23 protein-coding genes, 1 tRNA gene and 1 pseudogene are annotated in these 22,334 nt (G+C 63.1%); 12 read left to right on the forward strand and 13 right to left on the reverse strand.

Going from position 1 to position 22,334, the window contains the following annotated elements; all coding sequences use genetic code 11:
- Positions 1-16: 16 nt before the first annotated feature.
- The 4 genes from glmU to SynA1544_RS05985 are packed head-to-tail and all read right to left on the reverse strand — an operon-like array spanning position 17 to position 5,234.
- Positions 17-1,369 (reverse strand): bifunctional UDP-N-acetylglucosamine diphosphorylase/glucosamine-1-phosphate N-acetyltransferase GlmU, encoded by a 1,353-nt coding sequence (gene glmU / locus SynA1544_RS05970; protein ID WP_186515180.1) that lies wholly within the window; start codon positions 1,367-1,369, stop codon positions 17-19.
- A 36-nt stretch (positions 1,370-1,405) separates the two neighbouring features.
- The gene (locus SynA1544_RS05975) at positions 1,406-2,341 is read right to left on the reverse strand and encodes a tRNA (5-methylaminomethyl-2-thiouridine)(34)-methyltransferase MnmD (protein ID WP_186515181.1); all 936 of its coding nucleotides are present in this window, start codon (positions 2,339-2,341) and stop codon (positions 1,406-1,408) included.
- Positions 2,322-3,647 carry a 3-phosphoshikimate 1-carboxyvinyltransferase gene (gene aroA, locus SynA1544_RS05980; RefSeq protein WP_186515182.1) on the reverse strand — a complete coding sequence of 442 codons (1,326 nt, stop codon included), beginning with the start codon at positions 3,645-3,647 and terminating at the stop codon, positions 2,322-2,324. The genes SynA1544_RS05975 and aroA overlap by 20 nt, the downstream gene beginning before the upstream one ends.
- A 24-nt stretch (positions 3,648-3,671) precedes the next feature.
- Positions 3,672-5,234, reverse strand: a complete 1,563-nt coding sequence (locus tag SynA1544_RS05985) for a UbiD family decarboxylase (protein WP_186515183.1) — start codon at positions 5,232-5,234, stop codon at positions 3,672-3,674.
- Positions 5,235-5,297: 63 nt separating this feature from the next.
- On the opposite strand from SynA1544_RS05985, the gene SynA1544_RS05990 reads away from it, so the two are divergent.
- From SynA1544_RS05990 to sds, 5 genes are read left to right on the forward strand one after another with little or no spacing between them, the layout of a single operon-like run.
- Positions 5,298-6,029, forward strand: coding sequence for a 2-phosphosulfolactate phosphatase family protein (locus SynA1544_RS05990; protein WP_186515477.1), 732 nt, complete (start codon positions 5,298-5,300; stop codon positions 6,027-6,029).
- Positions 6,030-6,063: 34 nt separating this feature from the next.
- Positions 6,064-6,885: a carbon-nitrogen hydrolase family protein gene (locus SynA1544_RS05995; RefSeq protein WP_186515184.1), complete on the forward strand. Its 822-nt coding sequence runs from the start codon at positions 6,064-6,066 to the stop codon at positions 6,883-6,885.
- Positions 6,886-6,890: 5 nt separating this feature from the next.
- Positions 6,891-7,985: an N-acetylmuramoyl-L-alanine amidase gene (locus SynA1544_RS06000; RefSeq protein ID WP_186515185.1), complete on the forward strand. Its 1,095-nt coding sequence runs from the start codon at positions 6,891-6,893 to the stop codon at positions 7,983-7,985.
- The gene (gene murI, locus SynA1544_RS06005) at positions 7,982-8,779 is read left to right on the forward strand and encodes a glutamate racemase (protein ID WP_186515186.1); all 798 of its coding nucleotides are present in this window, start codon (positions 7,982-7,984) and stop codon (positions 8,777-8,779) included. Before SynA1544_RS06000 ends, murI begins: the two co-directional genes overlap by 4 nt.
- 37 nt (positions 8,780-8,816) lie before the next feature.
- Positions 8,817-9,788 (forward strand): solanesyl diphosphate synthase, encoded by a 972-nt coding sequence (gene sds, locus SynA1544_RS06010; protein ID WP_186515187.1) that lies wholly within the window; start codon positions 8,817-8,819, stop codon positions 9,786-9,788.
- Positions 9,789-9,797: 9 nt separating this feature from the next.
- On the opposite strand, the gene SynA1544_RS06015 is transcribed toward sds, so the two are convergent.
- Positions 9,798-10,448, reverse strand: a complete 651-nt coding sequence (locus tag SynA1544_RS06015; protein WP_186515188.1) for an HAD family phosphatase — start codon at positions 10,446-10,448, stop codon at positions 9,798-9,800.
- A 129-nt stretch (positions 10,449-10,577) separates the two neighbouring features.
- On the opposite strand from SynA1544_RS06015, the gene acs reads away from it, so the two are divergent.
- Positions 10,578-12,551, forward strand: coding sequence for an acetate--CoA ligase (acs, locus tag SynA1544_RS06020; protein ID WP_186515189.1), 1,974 nt, complete (start codon positions 10,578-10,580; stop codon positions 12,549-12,551).
- Here acs and SynA1544_RS06025 read toward each other — a convergent pair.
- Positions 12,541-13,271 (reverse strand): annotated as a pseudogene (locus SynA1544_RS06025) (DUF1350 family protein). The gene acs and the pseudogene SynA1544_RS06025 sit on opposite strands and share 11 nt — an antisense overlap.
- A 2-nt stretch (positions 13,272-13,273) precedes the next feature.
- Complete coding sequence (locus SynA1544_RS06030) at positions 13,274-13,729, reverse strand: peroxiredoxin (protein WP_186515190.1); 456 nt, start codon at positions 13,727-13,729, stop codon at positions 13,274-13,276.
- Between the two features lie 85 nt (positions 13,730-13,814).
- On the opposite strand from SynA1544_RS06030, the gene SynA1544_RS06035 reads away from it, so the two are divergent.
- The 5 genes from SynA1544_RS06035 to SynA1544_RS06055 all read left to right on the forward strand — a co-directional run bounded on the left by SynA1544_RS06035 (position 13,815) and on the right by SynA1544_RS06055 (position 18,033).
- Positions 13,815-14,657: a 3'-5' exonuclease gene (locus SynA1544_RS06035; RefSeq protein WP_186515191.1), complete on the forward strand. Its 843-nt coding sequence runs from the start codon at positions 13,815-13,817 to the stop codon at positions 14,655-14,657.
- A 79-nt stretch (positions 14,658-14,736) separates the two neighbouring features.
- Positions 14,737-15,006 (forward strand): hypothetical protein, encoded by a 270-nt coding sequence (locus SynA1544_RS06040; protein WP_186515192.1) that lies wholly within the window; start codon positions 14,737-14,739, stop codon positions 15,004-15,006.
- Positions 15,007-15,040: 34 nt separating this feature from the next.
- A complete protein-coding gene (gene pstS / locus SynA1544_RS06045) occupies positions 15,041-16,045 on the forward strand; it encodes a phosphate ABC transporter substrate-binding protein PstS (RefSeq protein ID WP_186515193.1) in 1,005 nt (334 codons plus the stop codon).
- Positions 16,046-16,227: 182 nt separating this feature from the next.
- Positions 16,228-17,202, forward strand: coding sequence for a phosphate ABC transporter substrate-binding protein PstS (gene pstS / locus SynA1544_RS06050; RefSeq protein WP_186515194.1), 975 nt, complete (start codon positions 16,228-16,230; stop codon positions 17,200-17,202).
- A gap of 195 nt (positions 17,203-17,397) precedes the next feature.
- Entirely contained in the window at positions 17,398-18,033 is a 636-nt protein-coding gene (locus SynA1544_RS06055; RefSeq protein ID WP_186515195.1) for a Crp/Fnr family transcriptional regulator, read from the forward strand.
- Between the two features lie 80 nt (positions 18,034-18,113).
- On the opposite strand, the gene SynA1544_RS06060 is transcribed toward SynA1544_RS06055, so the two are convergent.
- The 4 genes from SynA1544_RS06060 to msrA form a co-directional block, all read right to left on the reverse strand.
- Positions 18,114-18,187: transfer RNA gene (locus SynA1544_RS06060), tRNA-Pro, on the reverse strand.
- 14 nt (positions 18,188-18,201) lie between these two features.
- Positions 18,202-18,537: a hypothetical protein gene (locus tag SynA1544_RS06065; RefSeq protein ID WP_115082475.1), complete on the reverse strand. Its 336-nt coding sequence runs from the start codon at positions 18,535-18,537 to the stop codon at positions 18,202-18,204.
- A gap of 67 nt (positions 18,538-18,604) precedes the next feature.
- Positions 18,605-18,769 carry a hypothetical protein gene (locus tag SynA1544_RS06070; protein ID WP_186515196.1) on the reverse strand — a complete coding sequence of 55 codons (165 nt, stop codon included), beginning with the start codon at positions 18,767-18,769 and terminating at the stop codon, positions 18,605-18,607.
- Positions 18,770-18,803: 34 nt separating this feature from the next.
- Entirely contained in the window at positions 18,804-19,517 is a 714-nt protein-coding gene (gene msrA / locus SynA1544_RS06075; protein WP_186515197.1) for a peptide-methionine (S)-S-oxide reductase MsrA, read from the reverse strand.
- A gap of 105 nt (positions 19,518-19,622) precedes the next feature.
- Here msrA and SynA1544_RS06080 point away from each other — a divergent pair, with 105 nt between their 5' ends.
- Positions 19,623-19,886 carry a hypothetical protein gene (locus tag SynA1544_RS06080; RefSeq protein ID WP_186515198.1) on the forward strand — a complete coding sequence of 88 codons (264 nt, stop codon included), beginning with the start codon at positions 19,623-19,625 and terminating at the stop codon, positions 19,884-19,886.
- Positions 19,887-20,118: 232 nt separating this feature from the next.
- On the opposite strand, the gene SynA1544_RS06085 is transcribed toward SynA1544_RS06080, so the two are convergent.
- Complete coding sequence (locus tag SynA1544_RS06085; protein ID WP_011364125.1) at positions 20,119-20,382, reverse strand: hypothetical protein; 264 nt, start codon at positions 20,380-20,382, stop codon at positions 20,119-20,121.
- Positions 20,383-20,449: 67 nt separating this feature from the next.
- Positions 20,450-22,213, reverse strand: coding sequence for an ABC transporter ATP-binding protein (locus tag SynA1544_RS06090; protein WP_186515199.1), 1,764 nt, complete (start codon positions 22,211-22,213; stop codon positions 20,450-20,452).
- Positions 22,214-22,334 lie beyond the last annotated feature (121 nt).

The following is a 22,334-nucleotide window of genomic DNA, read 5'->3' on the forward strand; positions in this document are numbered from 1 at the left end:
GTCGGAATGGGCTGGATTAGACCTTTCGTTCAGCCCAACCTTCCTTGGTCATCTGGCGGGCGCGTCCAATCGCCAGGGCGCCATCCGCCACATCCTTGGTGATGGTCGAGCCTGCTCCGATGGTGGCGCGTTCTCCGATGTTGACCGGAGCGACCAGCACGGAATTGGCACCCGTTTTGCTGTTGCTGCCGATCACGGTGCGGTGCTTGTTCACGCCGTCGTAGTTGGCGGTGATCGTGCCTGCGCCCACGTTGACGGTCTCCCCGAGGGTGGCGTCGCCGATGTAGCTGAGGTGGTTCACCTTGGTGCCAGCTCCAAGCTGGCTTTTCTTCACCTCCACAAAGTTGCCGATGCGGCAGCCATCGCCGACATCGGCGGCCGGCCGGAGGTGAGCAAAGGGGCCGATGGCGACGTCGTTGCCGACGTTGGCCTCCCGCACCACCGAGTGCACCACACTGACGTTGGCTCCCAAAGAGGCATCTTCCACAAGGCTTCCGGGCCCGATCCGGCAGTTGTCGCCGATCACGCAGCGGCCGCGGAAATGGGTTTGCGGTTCGATCACCACATCCCGGCCGAAGCTGCAGCCTTCACTCAGGGTGCAACTGTCCGGATCAATAAAGGTGACCCCTTCATCCATCCAGTGGTGGCGCAACCGCTGCTGCAGCAGGGCTTCGCACTGGGCCAGTTGCCGCCGGTTGTTAATGCCGTTCACTTCATCGGCATCGGCCACCTCCATGTGCATGGCCTTGGGCAGCATTGCCACCGTGTCGGTGAGATACAGCTCCCCCTGATCGTTGTCGGTGCTGAGTTTCGGCAGAACGTCGGCCAGGGCCCTCCAGTTGAAGCAGTAGATCCCGGCGTTGGTGAGGTTGTTGCTGCGTTGCTCGTCCGTGCAATCACGATGCTCAATGATGCTGCTTACCTGACCATTGGGATCGGCGAACACCCGCCCATAACCGGTGGGATCCGAGAGCCGAGCCGTCAGCAGGGTGACGTCAGCGCCGCTGGCCCGGTGCTGTTGCACCAATGCCTCCACCGTTTCACATCTCAGCAGCGGCACATCGCCATTGAGCACGAGCAGTTCGCCCTCAAAGCCCTGCAGCGATGGAATCAGCTGTTGAACCGCATGGCCTGTGCCGTTCTGGGGTTGCTGCAGCACGAATTCAAGGCCGCCGAGTGGAGCCAGCTGCTGCTCCACCCGTTCAGCCTGATGCCCCACGATCAGAAGCCGCCGTTCCGGTTGCAGGTTGGCGGCACTGGCGAGCACCCGTTCCACCAGGGTGGCTCCCGCCAGGGGTTGGAGCACTTTCGGAAGTGCGCTCTTCATGCGGGTGCCTTTTCCAGCGGCCAGAACGGCTACGGCGAGCATGCGGAGCGGGGGGAAGACGGGCGGAATCTACCGGGCTCAGGACGGACTGTCCCTGCGCCAGCGTCTTTGCCAGGCATTGGTGGCTTCGTAGCCGCACTGCTCCTGCTCAAAGCGGCGGCGCTCAAGGATGTCCTCTGCCGTGGCGTTGCCCTGGGGATCGCGAAACGGCACAGCCGCCCGCGTCTGCAGGTGTTCCCACTCCATCGCCGAGAGGGGGCGCCAGCCGGGTCCATTCGGAGGACAGCCGGAGTCTGCGGGTGTGGCCAACGTGCCGCTGCTCCACCCTTCCCGCTCACCCGGGGCTGGCAGGAGGGAATACAGGCTTAAGCCTGCTCGCTTCAGGCTGGCCCGCACCGCGGCCGAACGGCTGTAGGTCAGCAACCGTCCCTGCGTTGCCAAGCGACGCGCCAGGGCCCCCAGGAATTCCTCGCTCCACAGTTCCGGGCAGCGCTGGGGGGAGAAGGCGTCCAACAGCACCAGATCAAAGCGAACGGGCTCGGGAATTTCCCGGAGCATCGATCGGGCATCACCCCAGAGCTGGACCCCTTGGCTGTTGGGCTCTTGCCAGCTGTTGGGCTCCCGCCAGCCGCCATGGTCGCGGATGGCTTCGAGCTTGGCCAGCACAGGGGCTGACCAGAGGGATTGGAAGCTCTCCTGCTCCAAGGCTTGTTCCAAGGGGCGGCGGTCCAGCTCAAGCCCAAACCACTGCACCTGAAGGTCAGCCCTCGGCAAGGCCTCCAGCACAGCGGCGGTGTTGTAGCCGAGCCCCAGGCAGACATCCAGGACTCTTAATCCAGAGCCGTTGGTGAAGCGCTGCAGCTCCGCCGGTTGGACGAACTTCGCCCGGGCCTCATTCAGGGCCCCCGCCGAGTTGTGAAAGGCCTCGCCGAAGTGATCGCTGTGCAGGCTGAAGCTGCCATCCGCCGTCGGATAGACGCTGAGCGCACCGAGCTCAGCAGCGGAGCCGTTCAAGTTCGTCCCAGAACGAGGGATATGACACTGCGGCGGCTTCGCTTCTCGCCAGGCTGGAGTTGCCGTCGGCGAGCATCGCGGCAACGCCGAGGCTCATGGCCACCCGGTGATCGGTTTCGCTGTCAAGCACGGCTCCCTTCAGCGGGCGACCACCGCGGATGGTCATGCCGTCTTCGTGTTCATCAATGTCGGCCCCCATGGCTTTGAGCTGGCGGGCCATCACGGCCAGTCGATCGGTTTCCTTCACCCGCAGTTCAGAGGCTCCGCTGATCCGACTCTCGCCCTCGCAGAAACAGGCGGCGACGCTGAGGATCGGCACTTCATCCACGAGGCGGGGCATGATCTCCTCGCCGAAGTGGAAAGGCTTCAAGGGACCGTGGGTCACCCGCAGATCGCCCACCGGTTCGCCCGCCACATCGCGGGGGTTGATCACCTCGATCCGGGCTCCCATCTGCTCCAGCACCTCGAGGATTCCTGTGCGTGTTGGGTTGAGCCCCACGTTCTCGATGGTGAGATCGGCTCCCGGAATCAAGGCTCCAGCCACAAGCCAGAAGGCCGCCGAGCTGATGTCGCCAGGAACAACCACGTTCTGCCCCCGCAGTGTGGCGCCGGGACGCACGCTGATGTGCCGCCCCATTTCGCCACCCACCGTGAGGTCGGCACCGAAGGCCTTGAGCATCCGTTCGCTGTGATCGCGGGACTGGGCCGGTTCGATCACCGTGGTCGCGCTCTCGGCCGTCAGAGCAGCCAGGAGCAGGGCCGATTTCACCTGAGCACTGGCCACGGGCGTACCGATCACCGTTCCTTTCAGCTGGCGTCCCTGCACCGCCAGTGGCGCCAGGTTGCCCCCGTCACGGCCACGCACATCGGCCCCCATTGAGGCCAAGGGTTGGCCCACCCGACGCATCGGACGCCGTCGCAGGGAGGCGTCGCCATCCAGCACGAAATGGCGACCGTCGCGGCCCGCCAGCAGGCCCAGCATCAGTCGCATCGTGGTGCCGGAATTGCCGCAGTCGAGCACTTCTGCCGGCTCCTGCAATCCATCCAGGCCCACACCTTCAACGGTGACGATGCCGCCGTCGGTGATCGGGCTGATCGTGACCCCCATGGCCCGCAGGCAGGCGGCCGTACTCAGGGGGTCTTCGGCGGGGAGCAGGCCATCGATTGTGGTGGTGCCTTCGGCGATGGCGCCAAAGAGCAGCGATCGGTGCGAAATCGATTTATCGCCCGGGACCTTCACCCGTCCCTGCAGGCTTCCTCCGGCCTTGAGCTCGCGGGGGTGGTCGGATTGGCCTGTGCCGCTCAAGGTCGCAACGTCGTTGGGCTGATCCTATTGGCCGGTCTTCAGGCCCTGAATCAGGCGGTCGAGGGCATAGCCGAACAGGCTGGGGTCGGGGTCGTCGCTGCCGAGGTCCTCCAGACCCAGCTCGGCCCAGCGGTCGCTGACCCGTTGTTCCAGATCAGCCGGACGGCTGAGGGGTTCCCCCCATTCGTGATTCTTCTCCGGTCCCACCTTGGTGGTGGCATCGATGGCCAGTCGTCCCCCCAGGCCCAGCTGTTCGCTGGCGAAGTCCAGGGTGTCGAAGGGTGTGTTCTCCAGGGTGAACAGGTCGCGCTGGGGATCCACCTGAGCTGCGATGGCCCACACCACCTGGCGCGGGTCGCGCACATTGATGTGGCTGTCCACCACCACCACAAATTTGGTGTAGGTGAATTGCGGCAGTGCACTCCAGAAGGCCATGGCCGCCCGCTTGGCCTGCCCCGGATAGGCCTTGTCGATCGAGATCACAGCCAGCTTGTAGCTCAGCGCTTCCATCGGCAGGAAGAAGTCGGTGATTTCCGGAATCTGCTGCCGCAGGATCGGCGTGTAGATCCGGTTCAGCGCGATGGCCAACATCGCTTCTTCCTTGGGCGGGCGACCGCTGAAGGTGGTGAGAAACACCGGGTCCCGCCGTTGGGTCATGCAGTGGAAGCGCACCAGAGGTGAGTCCTCCACACCGCCATAGAACCCCATGTGATCCCCGAAGGGACCATCCGGCAGCACCTCTCCCGGCGTGATCGTTCCCTCCAGCACCACCTCGCTGTGGCTGGGCACCTGCAGGTCGATGGTTTTGCAGGGGGCCAGACGAACCCCCTCTCCGGCATAGATGCCTGCGAACAGCCATTCACTCAGCTGCACCGGGATCGGTGTGGCTGCAGCCATCACCAACAGCGGATGCACGCCGATGGCCACCGCCACCTCCAGCTTCTTGCCCATGGCGGCGGCTTTGCGCAGGTGGCGGGCGCCGCCGCGAACGCTCAGCCAGTGCACGGTCATCGTGTTCACCGACTGCTTCTGAAGCCGGTAGACGCCCACGTTGGGGACCCCGGTTTCGGGATCTTTGGTGATCACCAGCCCAAGCGTGATCACCCCCCCGGCATCGCCGGGCCAGGGCCGGATCAGGGGAATGTTGTCGAGATTGACCTCATCGCCGCGGAACACCTGCTGCCGGCAGGGGGGTGTGAGGTCCCGATCGGGTTTGGCCTTGACCAGGTCCCAGAAGACCCGGGCGAATTGTTTGGTTTCCTGCAGGCCCTTGGGCGGTCGGGGTTGTTGAAGCAGGGCCAGCCGAGACCCCAGCTCCTCCAGCTGCTCTGCCCGTTCGAGGCCCATGCTCCACACCACCCGCTCCACGGTGCCGAGGGTGTTGACGGCCACCGGCATCGAGGAGCCGATCACGTTCTCGAACAGAAGGGCGGGCCCCCCCTGGCTCAGCACCCGGTCGGCGATGGCGGCGAGCTCGAGGTCGGGATCCACCGGAGCCGTGATCCGTCGCAGCTGGCCCCGGTCCTCAAGCAGCTTGAGAAAGCCCCGCAGATCTCGGGTGGCCGGACCGGATTGGAACAGGGCCATGGGATGACGGTCTCGGCGCAAGCGGTCTCGGTACTGTGTCGCACGCCGGTGTTCAGCGTGGCCATGCAGATCTCCTACTTCCATGTACCGGCAGAGATGCCGCAGGACCTTCGCCCCGATGCGGCGGTGGTGATTGACGTGCTGCGGGCCACCACCACCATTGCCTGGGCGCTGCACAACGGTGCTGAGGCAGTGCAGGCCTTCGCCAGCCTTGACGATCTGCGGGCGGCGGCAGACGCGTGGCCCGCAGATACCCGGCTGCTGTTGGGTGAACGCGGGGGGAAGATGCTCGAGGGATTTGACCTGGGCAATTCACCTGTTGCTGTGACGCCGGAGCAGGTGGGTGGCAAGCGTCTGTTCATGAGCACCACCAACGGCACCCGGGCTTTGGATCGTGTGCGCGAGGTTCCCCTGCTGTTGACGGCCGCCTTGCCGAACCGTGATGCCGTGGCCCAGCGTTTGCTGGCCAAGCAACCCAGCCATCTGGCGATCGTCGGCAGCGGTTGGGAGGGGGCCTATTCCCTGGAGGATTCACTGGCTGCTGGCGCCTTGGGCCATCGCTTGCTGGAGCTGGATCCCACCGGGAGCAGTGCTGCCAACGACGAACTCACGGCGGCCGTTTCCCTCTGGCGTCAGTGGCAATCCGATCCTGAGGCCTGTCTGCGCAGGGCGACCCACGGTCAGCGCTTGATTCGCCTGGGCGATCACGACGCGGATTTCCGTTGCTGTGCAGGCCTTGATCAGCTGAGTGTCGTTCCGACACAGGTCGAACCCGGGGTGCTTCGGGCGGCCTGAACCTCAGTAAAGTCAGCTGATCTGATCGATTCAAGTGAGCGACTTCCTGGCGGCTGCTGTCCAGCTGACGAGCGGTCAGGATCCGGAGCTCAACTTCACCGCGGCTGAAGAACAGATCGATCTGGCTGCACGCCGTGGAGCTGAACTGATCGGTCTGCCGGAGAATTTCGCCTTCATGGGTGAAGACAGCCGGCGCCTGGAGCTGGCCCCAACCCTGGCTGAGCAGTGCAGTCGCTTTCTGGTGACCATGGCGCGCCGCTACCAGGTGGCGCTTCTGGGCGGTGGCTTTCCTGTTCCAGTGGGTGATGGATCACGCACACTCAACCGCGCCGAACTTGTTGACCGCGACGGCATGCTCCTGGGCCGTTACGACAAAATCCATCTGTTTGATGTCGACCTGCCGGACGGCAACACCTACCGCGAGTCGGCAACCGTGAACCCAGGGCGTGATTTGCCTCCGGTTGTTGAGATTCCCGGACTCTGCAAGGTGGGGCTGTCTATTTGCTACGACGTGCGGTTTCCTGAGCTCTATCGCCATCTCGTCGGTGCCGGCGCAGACCTGCTGATGATTCCTGCGGCATTCACAGCCTTCACCGGAAAGGACCACTGGCAGGTTCTTCTTCAGGCCAGGGCCATTGAGAACACGGCCTATGTGGTTGCTCCGGCGCAGACCGGAGTCCACCACGGCCGCCGACAGAGCCACGGACACGCTCTGGTGATTGATCCCTGGGGAACGGTCCTTGCCGATGCGGGTGTCCAGGCGGGAGCTGCCATTGCTCCGGTGAACACCAATCACCTCGGTCATGTTCGGGGTCAGATGCCGAGCCTTCGGCACCGTCAGCCCGCCCTGTTCTGAGCGCAATGGCTCCAGCGTCGACCCGACGGCTGGCCTGGCTTTTGGCCGCAGCCCTGCAGTGCACTGCCTTCACCCAGGCGTTGCCCGCCCGCGCCGCCAGTGCCCTTGCGGCCTGGGCTTTCACCGAGGAGGGTGTCCTCAAGCTGCGAACGAGCCGGAACGCTCGCTTGGAAGCCTTTTTTCAGTCGGCCAGTGATGGCCGCGGCACCCGGGTCTGGATTGACTTCCCCGGCGAGCTGAGGTTTCCACGCCGTTTGGCCGGTCGAGGTGCCGTCCGTGAGATCAGGCTGGGCAAACCCCGCGCCGGGGCCACCCGTCTGGTGGTGGAATTCCGTCCGGACGTGGATCTCAACCCCAACGATCTACGCCTGCGTGGAACCGCCCCGGACCGCTGGGAACTGGTCTTCACTGGCCTGCCCACCCGCGGGTTGGATGATTTCGGCGAAGGCGATCTCACCGGGCGTGCCACGGCCTGGCTCCCACCGGGTGGATTCCGTCCCACCCGGACCCCGGTCGATCCTTCCGGGCTACCGACGGTGACCCGTAACAAATATCGCGTTGTGATCGATCCCGGTCACGGTGGCCCTGACCAGGGGGCGATCGGCATCGGCGGTTTGCGAGAAACCAACGTGGTTTTGGATGTGTCGCTGCAGGTGGCGGACTTGCTCAAGGCCCGTGGCGTCGATGTTCAGCTGACCCGCACACGGGAGGTGGATGTGGACCTGCCGCCGCGGGTGTCCTTGGCGAATCGAACCGGGGCAACCGCCTTTGTAAGCATCCATGCCAATGCCCTGAGCATGAACCGTCCGGATGTAAACGGGATCGAGACCTTCTTCTTCTCCGACCCCCGTTCCGGACGCCTGGCCTCCTACCTGCAGCAGCAGATGATGGATGTCTCTCCCGGAACACCAAATCGCGGTGTCAGGCGAGGTCGATTCTTTGTGATCCGTCGCACCACCATGCCGTCGGCCCTGGTGGAGATGGGATTTGTCACTGGGGCGATTGATGCGCCGCGTCTGGCGAACGCCGACCATCGCCGCCGGTTGGCCTTGGCCCTGGCGGCCGGCATTCTCAATTACCTGAAGCAGGAGGTGAGATGACGCCGCAACTGCTGGGATTTTTCGACAGTGGCCTGGGTGGTCTGACGGTTCTCCGCCGGGTGCTCGAGCGCCATGGGTCTGTTCCTTGTGTCTATCTCGGTGACACGGCCCGGGTTCCCTACGGCAACCGTCAACCGAATGACATCCGGCGCATTGCCGCAGAAGTGGTGGGTTGGTTGCGGGACCAGCACGTGACCACGGTGGTGATGGCCTGCAACACCACCAACGCCTTGGCCAGGGATGTGGCCGAGGGGCAGGCCGGGGCACCCGTCATCGGCCTGATTGGTGCCGCAGCGGCGATGGTCGAAACCCGCCGCGTTGGTGTGTTGGCCACACCGGCCACTGTGGCCTCTTCGGCCTACCGCGCCAGCATCGAAGCCCTTCACCCCGGGTCGGTGGTGATTGAACAGGCTTGCCCAGCGTTCGTTCCGCTGATCGAAGCCGGCGACATGAACAGTGAAGACCTGCGCCGCTCGGCCCAGGCTTATCTCGAACCCCTGCTGGCCGCTTCGGTGGAGACGATCGTGCTGGGTTGCACCCACTACCCCTTGTTGGTGCCCCTGTTGCGGCAACTGCTGCCGGAGTCGGTTCAGATCATTGACCCGGCCATTGGCGTGGCCCGTCAATTGGACGCCGTTTTGGGACCACCGCCGCGGATCTCCACGATCCCAAGCCCGTTTTCCCTGGAGAGCTGCCGCTTCTGTGTCACCGCTGACCCCGATGGCTTCGCGATGCGCGCCACCCCCTGGCTGGGCCAGAGGCCTTCCGTCAGCCTCGAGCTCCTGCAGGACTGAGCGTGGGACCACTAGGATCGCGGCGCCGAGGGGAGTCATGAGCACCGTTACCGAGCTACTCCAACCGGTAGAGACCGATCTTGAAACCCTGCTCGGAGACCTGCGCAGCCTGATCGGCGCTGGACACCCCATCCTCCAGGCCGCTGCGGAGCACCTGTTCAGCGCCGGCGGCAAACGGTTGCGTCCGGGCATCGTTCTGCTGCTGTCCCGGGCCCTGTCAGCCGAGGGAGAGCTCTCGCCCCGCCATCGCCGGTTGGCCGAGATCACCGAGATGATCCACACCGCCTCGCTCGTCCATGACGATGTGGTGGATGAAGCCTCCACCCGGCGCGGGGTCGACACGGTCCACAGCCGGTTCGATGCCCGCGTTGCCGTTCTTGCCGGCGACTTCCTCTTCGCTCAGGCCAGCTGGCACCTTGCCAATCTCGATGACCTCGACGTGGTCAAGCTGCTCAGCCGCGTGATCATGGACCTCGCGGATGGGGAGGTGAAGCAGGGCCTCTACCGCTTCGACACGGCCCAAACCTTTGAGACCTACCTCGAAAAGAGCTACTGCAAAACGGCATCCCTGATTGCCAACAGCTGCCGTGCTGCAGGCGTGCTCAGCGGCTGCCCCCCCTCCCAGCTCGACAGCCTCTATCAATTCGGTCGCCGGTTGGGCCTGGCCTTCCAGGTGGTGGATGACATCCTCGATTTCACCGGGAGCGACCAGCAGCTCGGCAAGCCGGCTGCCAGTGATCTCGCTAGCGGCTATCTCACGGCTCCCACCTTTTATGCCCTTGAGGAGCATTCATCGCTGCAGCCGTTGATCGATCGCCAGTTCTCCGAGCCGGGTGATCTGGACAAGGCTCTGGAGATGGTGCGGGCCTCCAAGGCAATTGAACGCACCCGTGAGCTGGCGGAAACCTTTGCCCGCGAATCCCGGGAATCGATCGCTTGGTTGCCGGAGTCTGCGGCGCAACGCGCCTTGATGGAGCTGCCGGACTTTGTCATCAGCCGCCTGTACTGAGCAGCGATTTCAAGCCAATAGCCTCCACACAACAGCCAGGCTGTTGATTGCACAGGGGTTGGTCTCCAGGTCGGGTTGGTCTGAGCCCTTGGGGCTCACCAGCCAGACCTGACACCCAGCGCCAAGGGCCGATTGGCTGCCGGCCTGGGAATCCTCCAGGGCCCAGCAGTTGCTTGGGTTGAGCCCCAACCGGTGGGTAGCAAGCCGAAAGGGTGCGGGGTCGGGTTTGCCTGCGTCGAGCTCGGGATCGTCGCCGTGGACCCGTTCCTGGATCAGTTCCAGCCAGGGATGGGGGGCTGCTTTGAATGCAACGGCCTCGCTGCTGCTGCTGGTGACCAGTGCCATGGGGATGCCCCGGTTGTGGCAATGCGCCACCAGCTCCTGCGCGGCAGGCATCGGGGCAGCATCCGGAAGCAGGGCACGCACGATCGGCTGCTGCACCGCCAACAGGGCATCCGCGCCCACCGGTTTCGCCAGCCATGCATCCACCTGGGCCGCACAGTCGAGCCGGCGACGGCCCTTCAGCTGCATCAACTGGGCCTCGCTCAGCTGGGTGCCGAAGTGGGCCGCGGTTTCCCACCAGCCCCGGCCATGCAGCGGCTCGGTGTCGAGCAGAAGCCCATCCAGATCGAACAGGCAAGCGGCAGGTGGCAGTTTCATCCCGGGATGGCGATGCCCAGCTCAATCCTTTCGCATCGACTGCATCATCGTCCGACGGATTGATACGGGACCTGGATCAAGCGGGGTCCTGCTCCTTACCCTTCCAGGAGAAGCACTGCGCAGTCTGCTGTGACCGACGCCAACACCACCATCGAAAGCGTGCTGCAGGAGCAACGGGTGTTCGAGCCGCCAGCAGACACCGCCGCCAAAGCGCGCATCGGCAGCCTCGAGGCCTACCGGGCCATGGCCGATGCCGCCAAAAACGACCCTGATGCGTTCTGGGGTGAGGCCGCCCGTCGAGAACTGCATTGGTTCGAGCCCTTCCACACCGTGCTCGATTGGTCGAATCCTCCGTTCGCGCGCTGGTTTGAGGGCGGCACCACGAACCTCTCCTACAACTGCCTGGACCGTCATCTCGATGGACCAACGGCGCAGAAGACAGCGTTGATCTGGGAAGGAGAACCGGGGGATGTGCGCCGGTTCACTTACCAGGAACTGCATGCCGAGGTGTGCAAAGCCGCCAATGGCCTTAAGGCCATTGGCATCGGCAAGGGTGATCTTGTGGCGCTCTACATGCCGATGGTGCCTGAGGCGGCGATCGCCATGCTCGCCTGCGCGCGCATCGGTGCACCCCATTCAGTGGTGTTCGGCGGCTTTTCCGCCGAAGCCCTGAGGGATCGGCTCAACGATGGTGAAGTAAAAGCGGTGATCACCGCTGATGGCGGCTTCCGCAAGGACAAGCCGGTGTCACTCAAGCCTGCGGTGGATGCGGCGCTGGCCAATGGCGCTTGCCCCTCGGTGACCGGCGTGCTTGTGGTGCAGCGCACCAAGCAGGACGTGGAGATGGTCTCCGGTCGCGATCAGTGGTGGCATGACCTGGTGGAGGGTCAGAGTGCCGACTGCCCCGCTGAGCCGATGGCCAGCGAGGACCGCCTGTTCGTGCTCTACACCTCCGGCTCCACTGGCAAGCCCAAGGGCGTTGTTCACACCACCGCCGGTTACAACCTCTGGGCGCACCTCACCTTCCAGTGGATCTTCGACATCCGGGATGAGGACGTCTTCTGGTGTACGGCCGATGTGGGTTGGATCACCGGCCACAGCTACATCGTCTACGGCCCCTTGTCGAACGGTGCCACGACGGTGATGTACGAGGGTGCGCCGCGACCGTCCAAGCCCGGTGCCTTCTGGGAGTTGATCCAGAAACACAAGATCTCGATCTTCTACACGGCTCCCACCGCCATCCGGGCGTTCATGAAGAGCGGTCGCTCCGTTCCGGATCAGTTCGACATGAGCAGCCTCCGCCTGCTCGGCACCGTTGGCGAACCGATCAATCCGGAGGCCTGGATGTGGTATCGCGACGTGATTGGAGGCAACCGCTGCCCGATCGTCGACACCTGGTGGCAGACCGAAACCGGCGGGGTGATGATCAGCCCCCTGCCGGGGGCAACGCCCACCAAGCCGGGCTCCGCCACCCTGCCTCTGCCCGGCATTCAGGCCGACATCATCGATGCGGAAGGCAACAGCTGTGGTGCAGATGAAGGCGGCTACCTGGCGGTGCGTGCCCCCTGGCCGGGAATGATGCGCACCGTGCATGGCAACCCCCAACGCTTCCGCGAGAGCTATTGGGAGCACATCCGTTCTGCCGATGGGTCCTACCTCTATTTCGCCGGGGATGGTGCCCGGCGGGATGCCGATGGCTACTTCTGGGTGATGGGCCGCGTCGATGACGTGATCAACGTCTCAGGCCACCGTCTCGGCACGATGGAAATTGAATCAGCGCTCGTCAGTCACCCTGCGGTGGCGGAGGCGGCCGTTGTGGGTCGGCCCGACGTCCTCAAGGGCGAAGGCATCGTGGCCTTCGTCACCCTGGAGGCAGGCCGTGAGGGCGATGACGCCCTGGTGAAGGAGTTGCGCGCCCACGTGGGAACGGAAATCGGCCCGATTGCCCGGCCGGATGAGATCCGTTGCAGTGAAGCCCTGCCCAAGACCCGCAGCGGCAAGATCATGCGCAGGATCCTGCGGGCACTGGCGGCGGGTCAGGAGGTGAGTGGCGACACCAGCACCCTGGAAGATCGCTCCGTTCTGGATCGCCTCAGGGCCTGATCGCCTGGCCGATGGTTCGGCTCAGCTGACGGATGACTGCCACCCGCCTGGGGTCATCCGCCCAGTCTCCGAGAAAGCTGCGCCGCAGTCCTGCACTGGCTGGGGTGAGGTGATCGCCGGGCAGCTCCAGGGTTGAGCTGGCGTCGGAAGGACGTTCTCGCAGGGCCTGGATCAGATCGCCGCTTTGATCCAGTTCATCGCGCCCGAAGCGCACCACCAGGTTCCGCTCCTGTTGGTAGTGGCGGCTGATCAAGCGAAGCGTTTCAGCTGGGCTTGGGCTGAACTCGGTTTCCACCCCGAGCCTTGGTGCCAGCTCTCCCAGCAAGGGAATCGAGCGATCTGCGTTGAAGTTGTTGAAGCTCAGGGCCACCAGAGTCCTGCTGCCGCGACCCCCATCGGGGGCCAGGAGGTGAAGCTTGCAACCCAGGCTGTGGCCAAGCCGCAGCGGAGCTGCAAGGGCCCCGCAGCGCTCCTCAAGTTGGCGACGCGCTGAGCGGAAGGCACTCCAGGCATCGCGGGCCTGACGTTGATGATCAAATCCAGGCACATAGGCCCAGGCATGCACGGCCAACCCGTCTGCGGCCAGCTCTTCCAGCAGCCTGCGGTAGCTGATCTGGGGGGGGTGGCCGCCAGATAGCTGCCGCCGATGAATTCGATCAATCCCGTGGGTTCGGCCGGCCTCAGTTGCCAGATCGCACCCAGCTGACGCCAGTTGGCCATGCTCAACCGCGCAGCTGATTCAGCACCTGTTGTGCTTCACGCACGTGGGCCGGGCCATCCAGGAGGTTGCTGAAGGTGTGGCGGATCACGCCTTCGCCGTCAACGATGTAAGTGACGCGACCGGGCAGCAGACCAAGGGCTTTCGGCACACCCATCTCGCGGCGCAGGGCGTTGTTGCGGTCGCACAGCAGCGGAAACGTGAGGTTGTGGCGGGTGGCGAAACGGCGGTGGCTGACGGCGTCATCACCGCTGACGCCCCAGACCTCTGCATCGAGGGCAGCAAAGCTCTCTGCGTTGTCGCGGAAGCTGCAGGCCTCAGCTGTGCAGCCGGGTGTGTCGTCCTTGGGATAGAAGAACAGCACCAGCCAGCGGCCCTGCACCGAAGCGGGAGTGCGAAGGTCACCGTTCTGATCCTCCAGGCTGAAGGAGGGGAGCCGGTCGCCGATCCCGAGGGCCATTCGATTGAAATGAAGAGGTTGAACCCTAGGCAGCAGGCACCTTGCCCGGGGCGGGAGAATCAGGGGCGGGAGGAGTCACTGCGCCATGCCTGAACAGCTCGATTTGCTTGCAGGATTTTCAAGGCCTCAGGCGGAGCCCCAAACCGCGGCAACGCCGTTGCCTGCTCCGCCAGCCGTTGAACCCGAGGCCAAGGCTGATCAGCCCGAGGACGCGCCAAAGGCCTCACCCACCACCCTGCTGATCATCGACACCGAAACCTCCGGTCTGGATCCGCAGCAGGACCAATGCCTGGAGGTGGGCTGCATTTTGTTTGATGTGCCGAGTCGTTCGGTGCTGGCCCAGCAATCGTTTCTCCTGCCGGTGGACTCCAACGCGGCAGAGGCGATCAACCGGATCCCCGCCGCCGTCACCCGCAGGCCCCAGCCCTGGCGGGAGGCGCTGGTGTGGTTTGAGCATCTGCTTGAAGCTGCCGATCTGCTGGTGGCCCATAACGCGGCCTTCGATCGCCAGTGGTTTGGTCTCGGCGTTGTGCCGGCCACCGCAACACCGTGGCTGTGCACCATGGAAGACATCCGCTGGCCGGCGGAGCGTCAGCTGCGTTCGCGGCCGTCGGTGCGGGACCTGGCCCTGGCCTACGGCGTTCCGGTTTGGGCGGCCCACCGCGCCCTCAGCGATTGCATCTACATCGCGGAAGTCTTCGCTCGCTGTGACGACCTGGAGCAGCTGTTGGAGCGGGGCCTGGAACCCCGCCAGTTGATGCGTGCCCGGGTGTCGTTCGACGACCGCCACCTCGCCAAAGCGGCGGGTTTCCGTTGGAACGATCCGATCAAGGGGGCCTGGACCCGTCGTTTGAGCGATCGTGAGGTGGCGGAGCTGGAGTTTCCGGTTGCTCCCGTTGAGCTCGAAGCCGATCGCCTCAGCGCCTGAGCCTGCGCATTTGCTTCAGCACTCCGAAGCGTCTGGGTGATTTTGCAGAGAGTGCTGCTGAACGCAGCAGGCTGAAGCCATGACGGCTTTTCTGCATCCCCATCAACGCCCCATCCGCTCCCGCCTGCGTCAATGGCAGCAGGTGCGCACCTGGGCGCGTTTGATCCGTGAAGCTGAAGCGCTCTGGCATGTGGATGTGCGTGCCCTGCGCCGCATGGGGGCGGATGAACTCAGCCAGTTGATTGAGGAGGTTCCCGCCCCCCACCGCAAACGGGTGAACCGCTGGCTGCGCTGTTATGCGGTGGCAACACGGCTCACCGTCGCCTCCACCGTCGTGCCCACCGTGTAAGCCACCTCTGAGCCTGGATCAACGACGCTGGAGGATGGAGCAAATCACTCAAACGGTTTTGGCACATCGTTCCCTGGTTGTTTCAAGCCTGAGCGTTCTCGCTGTTGGCCTCGCCGCCTGTGGCGGCAGTTCCAGTGTGTCCAGCCTCAATGCGGCGGGGGCCTCCTTCCCCGCCAAGGTGTATCAGAGCTGGTTCGCCGAGCTCGCCGGCTCCGGCGGAATCAAGGTGAACTACCAGGCGGTGGGTTCCGGTTCCGGCCGCAAAGCCTTCATCGATGGCACCGTGGATTTCGCCGCTTCGGACGACCCGATCAAGGATGCTGACCGCAAGCAGGTGAGCCAGGGGGTGGTTCAGATCCCGATGGTGGGGGGAACGATCGCCTTCGGTTACAACAAACCGGGTTGCGAGCTTCAGCTCACCCAGCAACAGGCTGTGGAGGTGGCCATCGGCCGCATCAGTGATTGGAAGGAGCTCGGCTGTGAAGTGGGCACGATCACCTGGGTGCACCGCTCGGACGGTTCTGGCACCACCAAGGCCTTCACCAACTCGCTGCAGACCTTTTCACCGGATTGGACCCTCGGCAGCGGCAAATCGGTGAAATGGCCGATTGGCGTGGGTGCCAAGGGCAACTCGGGCGTTGCCGGGGTGATCGACAACCGGGTCGGCGCGATCGGCTACGTGAATCAGTCGTACATCAAGGGGAATGTGCAGGCTGCTGCGCTGCAGAACAAATCCGGGGAATTCCTCACGCCCTCCGTGGAGGCTGGTGCCAAAGCCCTCAACGGCATTGAGCTTGATCAGTACCTGGCGGGCAGCAACCCAAACCCCTCCGCTGCCGGTGCCTACCCCATCGCAACACTCACCTGGGTGTTGGCCTATGCCGAGGGCAATGGTGCCAAGGCTGAAGCTGTGAGGGATGTCTTCAACTACATGCTGGAAGATTCCACTCAGGAGGGTGCTGCGGCCCTGGGCTTTGTACCTCTCCGGGGCAGCATCCTTGAAAAATCCCGCACTGCGGTGGCAGGCATTCAGCCTTGAATGCGAACCCTCGATGGGTGAACGACATGCCCTGGTTTGGATGGCCAAACCGGGGTTTTTTTGATGGTTTTTGAAGGATCTCCATGAGCTTTAACCGTTGTTAACGGGGCTTTAACGACACTCTGTTGGACCTCCGATTAGGTCTTGGTTGCTACAGCATCTTTCCTCTTTCGGTTGTCGTGATGCGCATTGCACAAAAGGCCCTCCTCGCCTCGTCCCTGCTTGTCCTTGGGGCAGGCATGTCAGCTTCTGCAGCTCCCAAGCTGAACGGTGCTGGCGCCTCCTTCCCGGCCAAGATCTACCAGCGTTGGTTCGCCGACCTGGCCAAGGCTGGCGGCCCTCAGGTCAACTATCAGGCCGTGGGTTCCGGTTCCGGCCGTAAAGCCTTCATCGACCAGACCGTGAACTTCGGTGCATCGGATGATCCGATGAAGAAGAAGGACATGGCCAAGGTCACCCGTGGTGTGGTTCAGATCCCGATGGTGGGTGGCACCATCGCCTTCGGATACAACAAGCCCGGTTGCAACCTGAAGCTCACCCAGGAGCAGGCCGTCAAGGTCGCCATGGGGATGATCAAGAACTGGAAGGAGCTCGGCTGCAAGCCCGGCACCCTCACCTGGGTGCACCGTTCCGATGGCTCTGGCACCACCAAGGCCTTCACCAACTCCATGCAGGCCTTCTCCAAGACCTGGACCCTCGGCACCGGTAAATCCGTGAAGTGGCCCGCAGGCGTTGGCGCCAAGGGCAACTCCGGTGTGGCTGGCCTGATCCAGAACCGTGAAGGCGCGATCGGTTATGTGAACCAGTCGTACATCAAGGGCAAGGTGGTTGCCGCCGCTCTCCAGAACAAGTCCGGTGAGTTCCTCAAGCCCTCTGTGGCTGCGGGTGCCAAGGCCCTCAATGGCATCAGCCTGGACAAGGACCTGGCTGGCAAGAACCCCAACCCCACCGCCAAGGGCGCATACCCCATCGCAACCCTCACCTGGGTTCTGGCGTACAAAACCGGCAACGGAGACAATGCCAAGGTGGTTCAGGACGCCTTCAACTACATGCTGAGCGACGCTGCTCAGAACAAGGCTCCTTCGCTGGGCTTCGTTCCCCTCAAGGGCGACATCCTGGCCAAGTCCAAGGCCGCTGTGAACAAGATCGGCAAGTGATCTTGGCTTGAATTGGTTTTTCAAAACCAAACATCAAAGGGGGCCCCTCGGGGCCCTTTTTGATGGGCTGAATGATTCGAATGGCAATCAGTTTTAGAGCCTTCTTAACCGAATCTCCCCCGAATCTCTCCCAGCTCTTTGTTGGGAATCGATGTTGTCCTCAATACAGTTTTTTCTGGATTCACGGGATTCCAAATGCTTGCCACTCCATCGGCTGATCTGAGTTCAACAGCTCTGGGTTTCAAGGCGTTTCTTGAAAACAGCTACGACAATCGCAATGTTGTTCATGTCACCTCGGGAAGTTTCGTTCCTCTGCTGAAGAACAGTGTTTGGTTTGTGATTCGCGGCATGGTGAAGCTCGGGGCGCTATCGGTGCATGGCGACGAGCTGGTGCTTGGCCTGGTGGGTCCCAACGAACCCTTCGGTGCCGCATTCACCAATGTGGAGGCCTATGAGGCTGTAGCGCTCACCGATTGCGATCTGCTCTGCTGCAATCTGGCGGAGTTCGAGCAGTCTCCTCAGTTAGCGCTTGGTTTGGCCAAGGCTATGGCTGCCCGCTACCGCCAGGCGGAGTCGCTCCTGGCCCTGCTGGGGCTGCGTCGCGTTGAAGAACGGGTGCGGGGCTTTTTGGAGCTGCTCGCCAAGGACTTTGGCGAACCCTGTGAGGCCGGGTTGCGGCTCAACCTTCGCCTGACCCATCAGGAGATCGCCAGTGCCCTGAGCACCACACGGGTGACCGTGACCCGCGTGTTGGGGCAGTTGCGGGATGAAGGCTGGCTTCAGATAGATGCCTCCAGGCATCTGGTGGTGACCGGCGCTGGCCGCCGCTGAAGGCAAAAAAAAGAGCCGGCGTAACCGCCGGCTCAATCCCTGAAGTGTTGATGTTCAGGTGGGGAAACAAGACGGTTGAATCGGAGCGGCGGGATTTGAACCCACGACCCCCACTACCCCAAAGTGGTGCGCTACCAAGCTGCGCCACGCCCCGTCAGATTTAAGTTATCACAGTGCATCCCGCCGTCTGAGTCGCCTGAGCAACCGAGTGGTGAGCTGGTCTCTCGTTGCGGATCCGTAGTGGTACAGCCGCAGTTCTGCGGCGGCCTGGCGAAGCTCAGCCAGGGTCATCGCTGCCAGACGCAGCTCGGGCAGGGTGCGCCAGGCTCTCGAGCGCATCGGGAGTGAAGCAGGGCCTTTGGCCTGGCCCAGATTCAGGGTTCCATCCGCCAGCCATTCGGGGATGAGCACCACCAGAACGGCGATCAAGCCATAGAGCTCCACCAGCCCCCTCGGCAGGGGATGCAGTTGACGCTGCTCGGATGGATCAGGCCGTTCACTCACCGCAGAACGGAGGGGTCCTTGTTGTCCCACGATCGCACCAACAGGAAGCGAGCCCGCCGGTCGGTGGTCAGATTGCCAAAGGTTTTGCTGTGGGTTGGGGGGTCTCCCGCCACAGCATCGGAGCCTGCTGATCTCGATGGAAGGAGACACTGCCGAGGATCAGGCCCAGAACCAAAATCAAGGTAAGGGCGATCGCCAGGATCACCTGCCGATCAGACCAGGGTTCGGGCATGACACGGGTCGGGACCGCCCTCATCTTGGCCGAATCAGCCCAGGGCGATTGGGCTGTTGTCGGATCGAAGCACGCAGTGACTGATGGACCAGTCGTACTTGTCCCAGACCTGCTTCGGGAGTTTGTAGTTCGATCCCTCGAAGTCACCAAGCAGCGTCTGGGTTGGCATGGCGGAGCAGTAGGGGCGGCTGCCGGGTTTGGCGAGGTACTGCTGGTGATAGTCCTCGGCGAAATAGAAGGTCTGGTCCGCCAGGATTTCGGTGGTGATGGCCCCGTAGCCCTTGGCCGAGAGGGCGGCTTGATAGGCATCCCGGCTGTCCAGGGCCAGTTGCAGATGCTCCGGATTGAACGTGTAGATGGCTGATCGGTATTGGCTGCCGGTGTCGTTGCCTTGCCTGTTGCCCTGGGTGGGGTCGTGGCACTCCCAGAACAGTTTCAGCAGGTCGCTGAAGTCGAGGGCGGGTCGGCTCCACACCACACGCACCACTTCCGTGTGTCCCGTTCTGCCGGAGCAGACCTGGTTGTAGGTGGGTTGCTCGGTCTGGCCGCCCGCATACCCCACAGCAGTGCTCACCACCCCAGGCAGTCGCCAGAACCCTTTTTCAGCACCCCAGAAGCATCCACAGGCAAAGATTGCTTCCTCCTGGTCGGCCATCAGGGGTGCCTTCAGCGGCGTTCCCAACACGGCGTGCGTTGCCGGGGCCGAGGATTCGGCGCCGCCGCGGAGAGACAGCCAGGAAGGAAGCATGTTGGTTGCGCTGGTCCGCAGAGCCTAGGCAGCGGATTCCGCACAGTGATGCTGCCACGAAGAGAGCAATCAGTGAACTTTCAGTGATGGCTCACCAAGTGAGAGATGAAAGGGAACGAATCAAAGCTTGTCTTGAAGAGTGGTTCTTCTTTGAACAATGTTCTGCAGAAAGGTGTTGATGGTTTGTCAGTGGTTTTCAGCCTGAAGGGCGCTGTTGCTGAGCTGTCTCGAGGCGAGTCTGCGGGGCAGGCACATTTGATGGTTGACACCATTGGGAATGTCATCAGGGGTGGAGGAGATTGTGCCGATGGCTGGGCTATGGCCAGAAAGAAGACGAATTGGGAGGATCAATCAATTGCAAGCCATTGATTGATGGCTTGTTGATGAAGAAAGCTGTTTCTCAGAAACAAAACCAGATGGTTCATTCTGTTGAACCAGAAAGCGCACCTGCGCCAGGACTGTCTGCCCTCAATCTCTGTGCAGGATGGAACGAGCTCCTGGTGATGGTGACCAAGGGATCGTGGTCTCGTCCTGAGGAACCATCGCGGGATAGCCGTTCCGGACGTGTTGATAGGCCCTCGTTTCTTGTTGCCGTGGATGCTCAAGACGCGTTGGCTTCCCCCTCAACTGGGTTGAGCTGGATGTGATTCAGCAGCGTTGTGACGAAGGCGAAGAGCAGAAACGGCAGGCTGAGCACCAGAATCAGCCCCACCCCCACCAGCGCAAACACCGGTCGCGACGAGCCCATCAGGGCAAGCCCCGCAGCCAGGCTCACAAAAATGACGGCCATCCAGGCCAGCACCTGTCCGTAGATATCGCCAAAGGTGAGCGTGCAGCGCACCGCGAAGGGGGATCCGCTGGTCATAGGCAAGGAGTTGTCTTCACAGCTAAGCCACAAACGTTGGTGTTGTCAGAAACCGCCCGGAGATTCTTCAGGAAGCCAACGCATCCAGTTGTTGCGACGCCTGCTGACGCTCCCAAAGCCGTTTGTACACACCCGGCTGCTGAATCAAGGCGTTGTGGTGACCCTGTTGAACGATGCGTCCGTTCTCCATCACCAGGATGCGATCACAGGCCGCTGCGGCTGAAAGTTGATGGCTGATCATCACGATCGTCCGGTCGTCCTGAGCTCGGATCGAATCCAGAATCGCCGCGGCCGTGTTGTTGTCAACGCTGGCCAAGGCGTCGTCGAGAACCAACACCGGCGCCGACATCAGCAGAGCCCGGCCCAGGGCTGTGCGTTGACGCTGACCACCACTCAAGGTGATGCCGCGTTCGCCAACGATGGTTCCGAAACCATCGGGGAAGCCCTTCACGTCATCAGCCAGGCGGGCTTGCTCTGCCGCCAGTTCAACCCGCTGATCACTGGCGTCAGGGTCGCCATAGCGCAGGTTGTCCGCCAGGGTGCTGGTGAACAGAAAGCCCTCCTGGGGAACGATCGCCACGTCACGGCGCAACCTCTTCAGGGGCATCTGGGTGACATCCACACCATCCAGGAACAGCTGTCCCGGTTCCAGTGGCACCATCCGACCGAAGGCCCGAGCCAGGGTGGTCTTGCCGCAGCCCACGGCCCCTACAACAGCCACCAACTCCCCAGGCTCGATGCAGAAGCTCAGGCCATTGAGGGTGTTCTGCTCTGCGCCCTGGTACTGAACCGTCAGGTCACGGGCTTCAAAACGCCCCCGGTGTTCTGCCGTTGGCTGGGGCTGAACATCAGAGGGATCCGGGTCTTTGATCTTGGGTTCCCTTTTGAGTAGCTCCTCCACCCGCTCGAGACTCACCTGGCCGGTCTGGAAGGTGTTGAGCGTGAATCCCAGCAGTGCCGTTGGGAAGACGAGCTGCTCCACATAAAGAATCAGGGCCACCAGTCCTCCAATGCTCAGACGACCGGCTTCGAGCTGGCCGCTGCCGATGGCCAGCAGCAAAAGAACCGAGAGGGAGGAAATGCCCTGAAGCAGCGGGAACAGAGTGCTTTGTGTTCTCGCCAGCTGAATGGCACTGTCGCGGTAGCGGCGGTTGCGCGTGGCAAAGGCCTGCTGTTCTGCTCCCTCCTGGCCGTAGATCTTGATGGCCCCGATTCCCGAGAGATCCTCCTGAATCAGGTTGCTGAGGGCGGAGAGTTCTTCCTGCTGCGCACGCTTCTGACGCATCATGCGCCCACCGAACAGGCGCACGGTGCTGAGCATCACGGGGTAGAGCCCGACGGCGGCCAGGGTCAGCCACGGATCGATGGCCAACATCGCGGGCAGCGTCAGCGCATAGGCCAGCAGCGTGTTGGTCAGGCTGAGAATCGCGAATCCGAGCAGGCGCCGGATGTTTTCCACATCGCTGGTGGCGCGACTGATCACTTCACCGCTGCCCTTGCTCTGAATCCAATCGGGTTCCTGGCGGAGCATGTGCTCGAACAGGCGCTGACGCAGATCCACCTCCACCTGCCGACCCACACCGAAGATGAGCTGTCGCGAGGCCAGCCGGATCACCCCCATGGTGCTGGCGAGCAGCACAACCCATCCCGCCTGGCGCAGGACTCCGGCGTAGCTGAAGCCCTCCTGCAGCTCGTCCACAACGCTGCGCACTTCCATCGGGATCGTGACCCGCAGAACGTTGACCACCACCAGGGCGATGGCTCCCAGCAGCACCGTGCGGCGGTGGGGACGCAGATAGCGGCCGATCAGATCGAGACGAAGGGCGGCCATGCGAGCTCGTGGGTCCCGTTGGCAGGCCAACCTAGGCATCCGGCTTCAACGGCTGGTCGTTGGCTGGTCGTTATCCGTTGATCTGGGGGATAGTGGGACTGTCCCCATCACCCGGCCCGGC

Origin of the sequence: Synechococcus sp. A15-44 (genome assembly GCF_014280115.1) — a bacterium.
Classification (GTDB): domain Bacteria; phylum Cyanobacteriota; class Cyanobacteriia; order PCC-6307; family Cyanobiaceae; genus Parasynechococcus.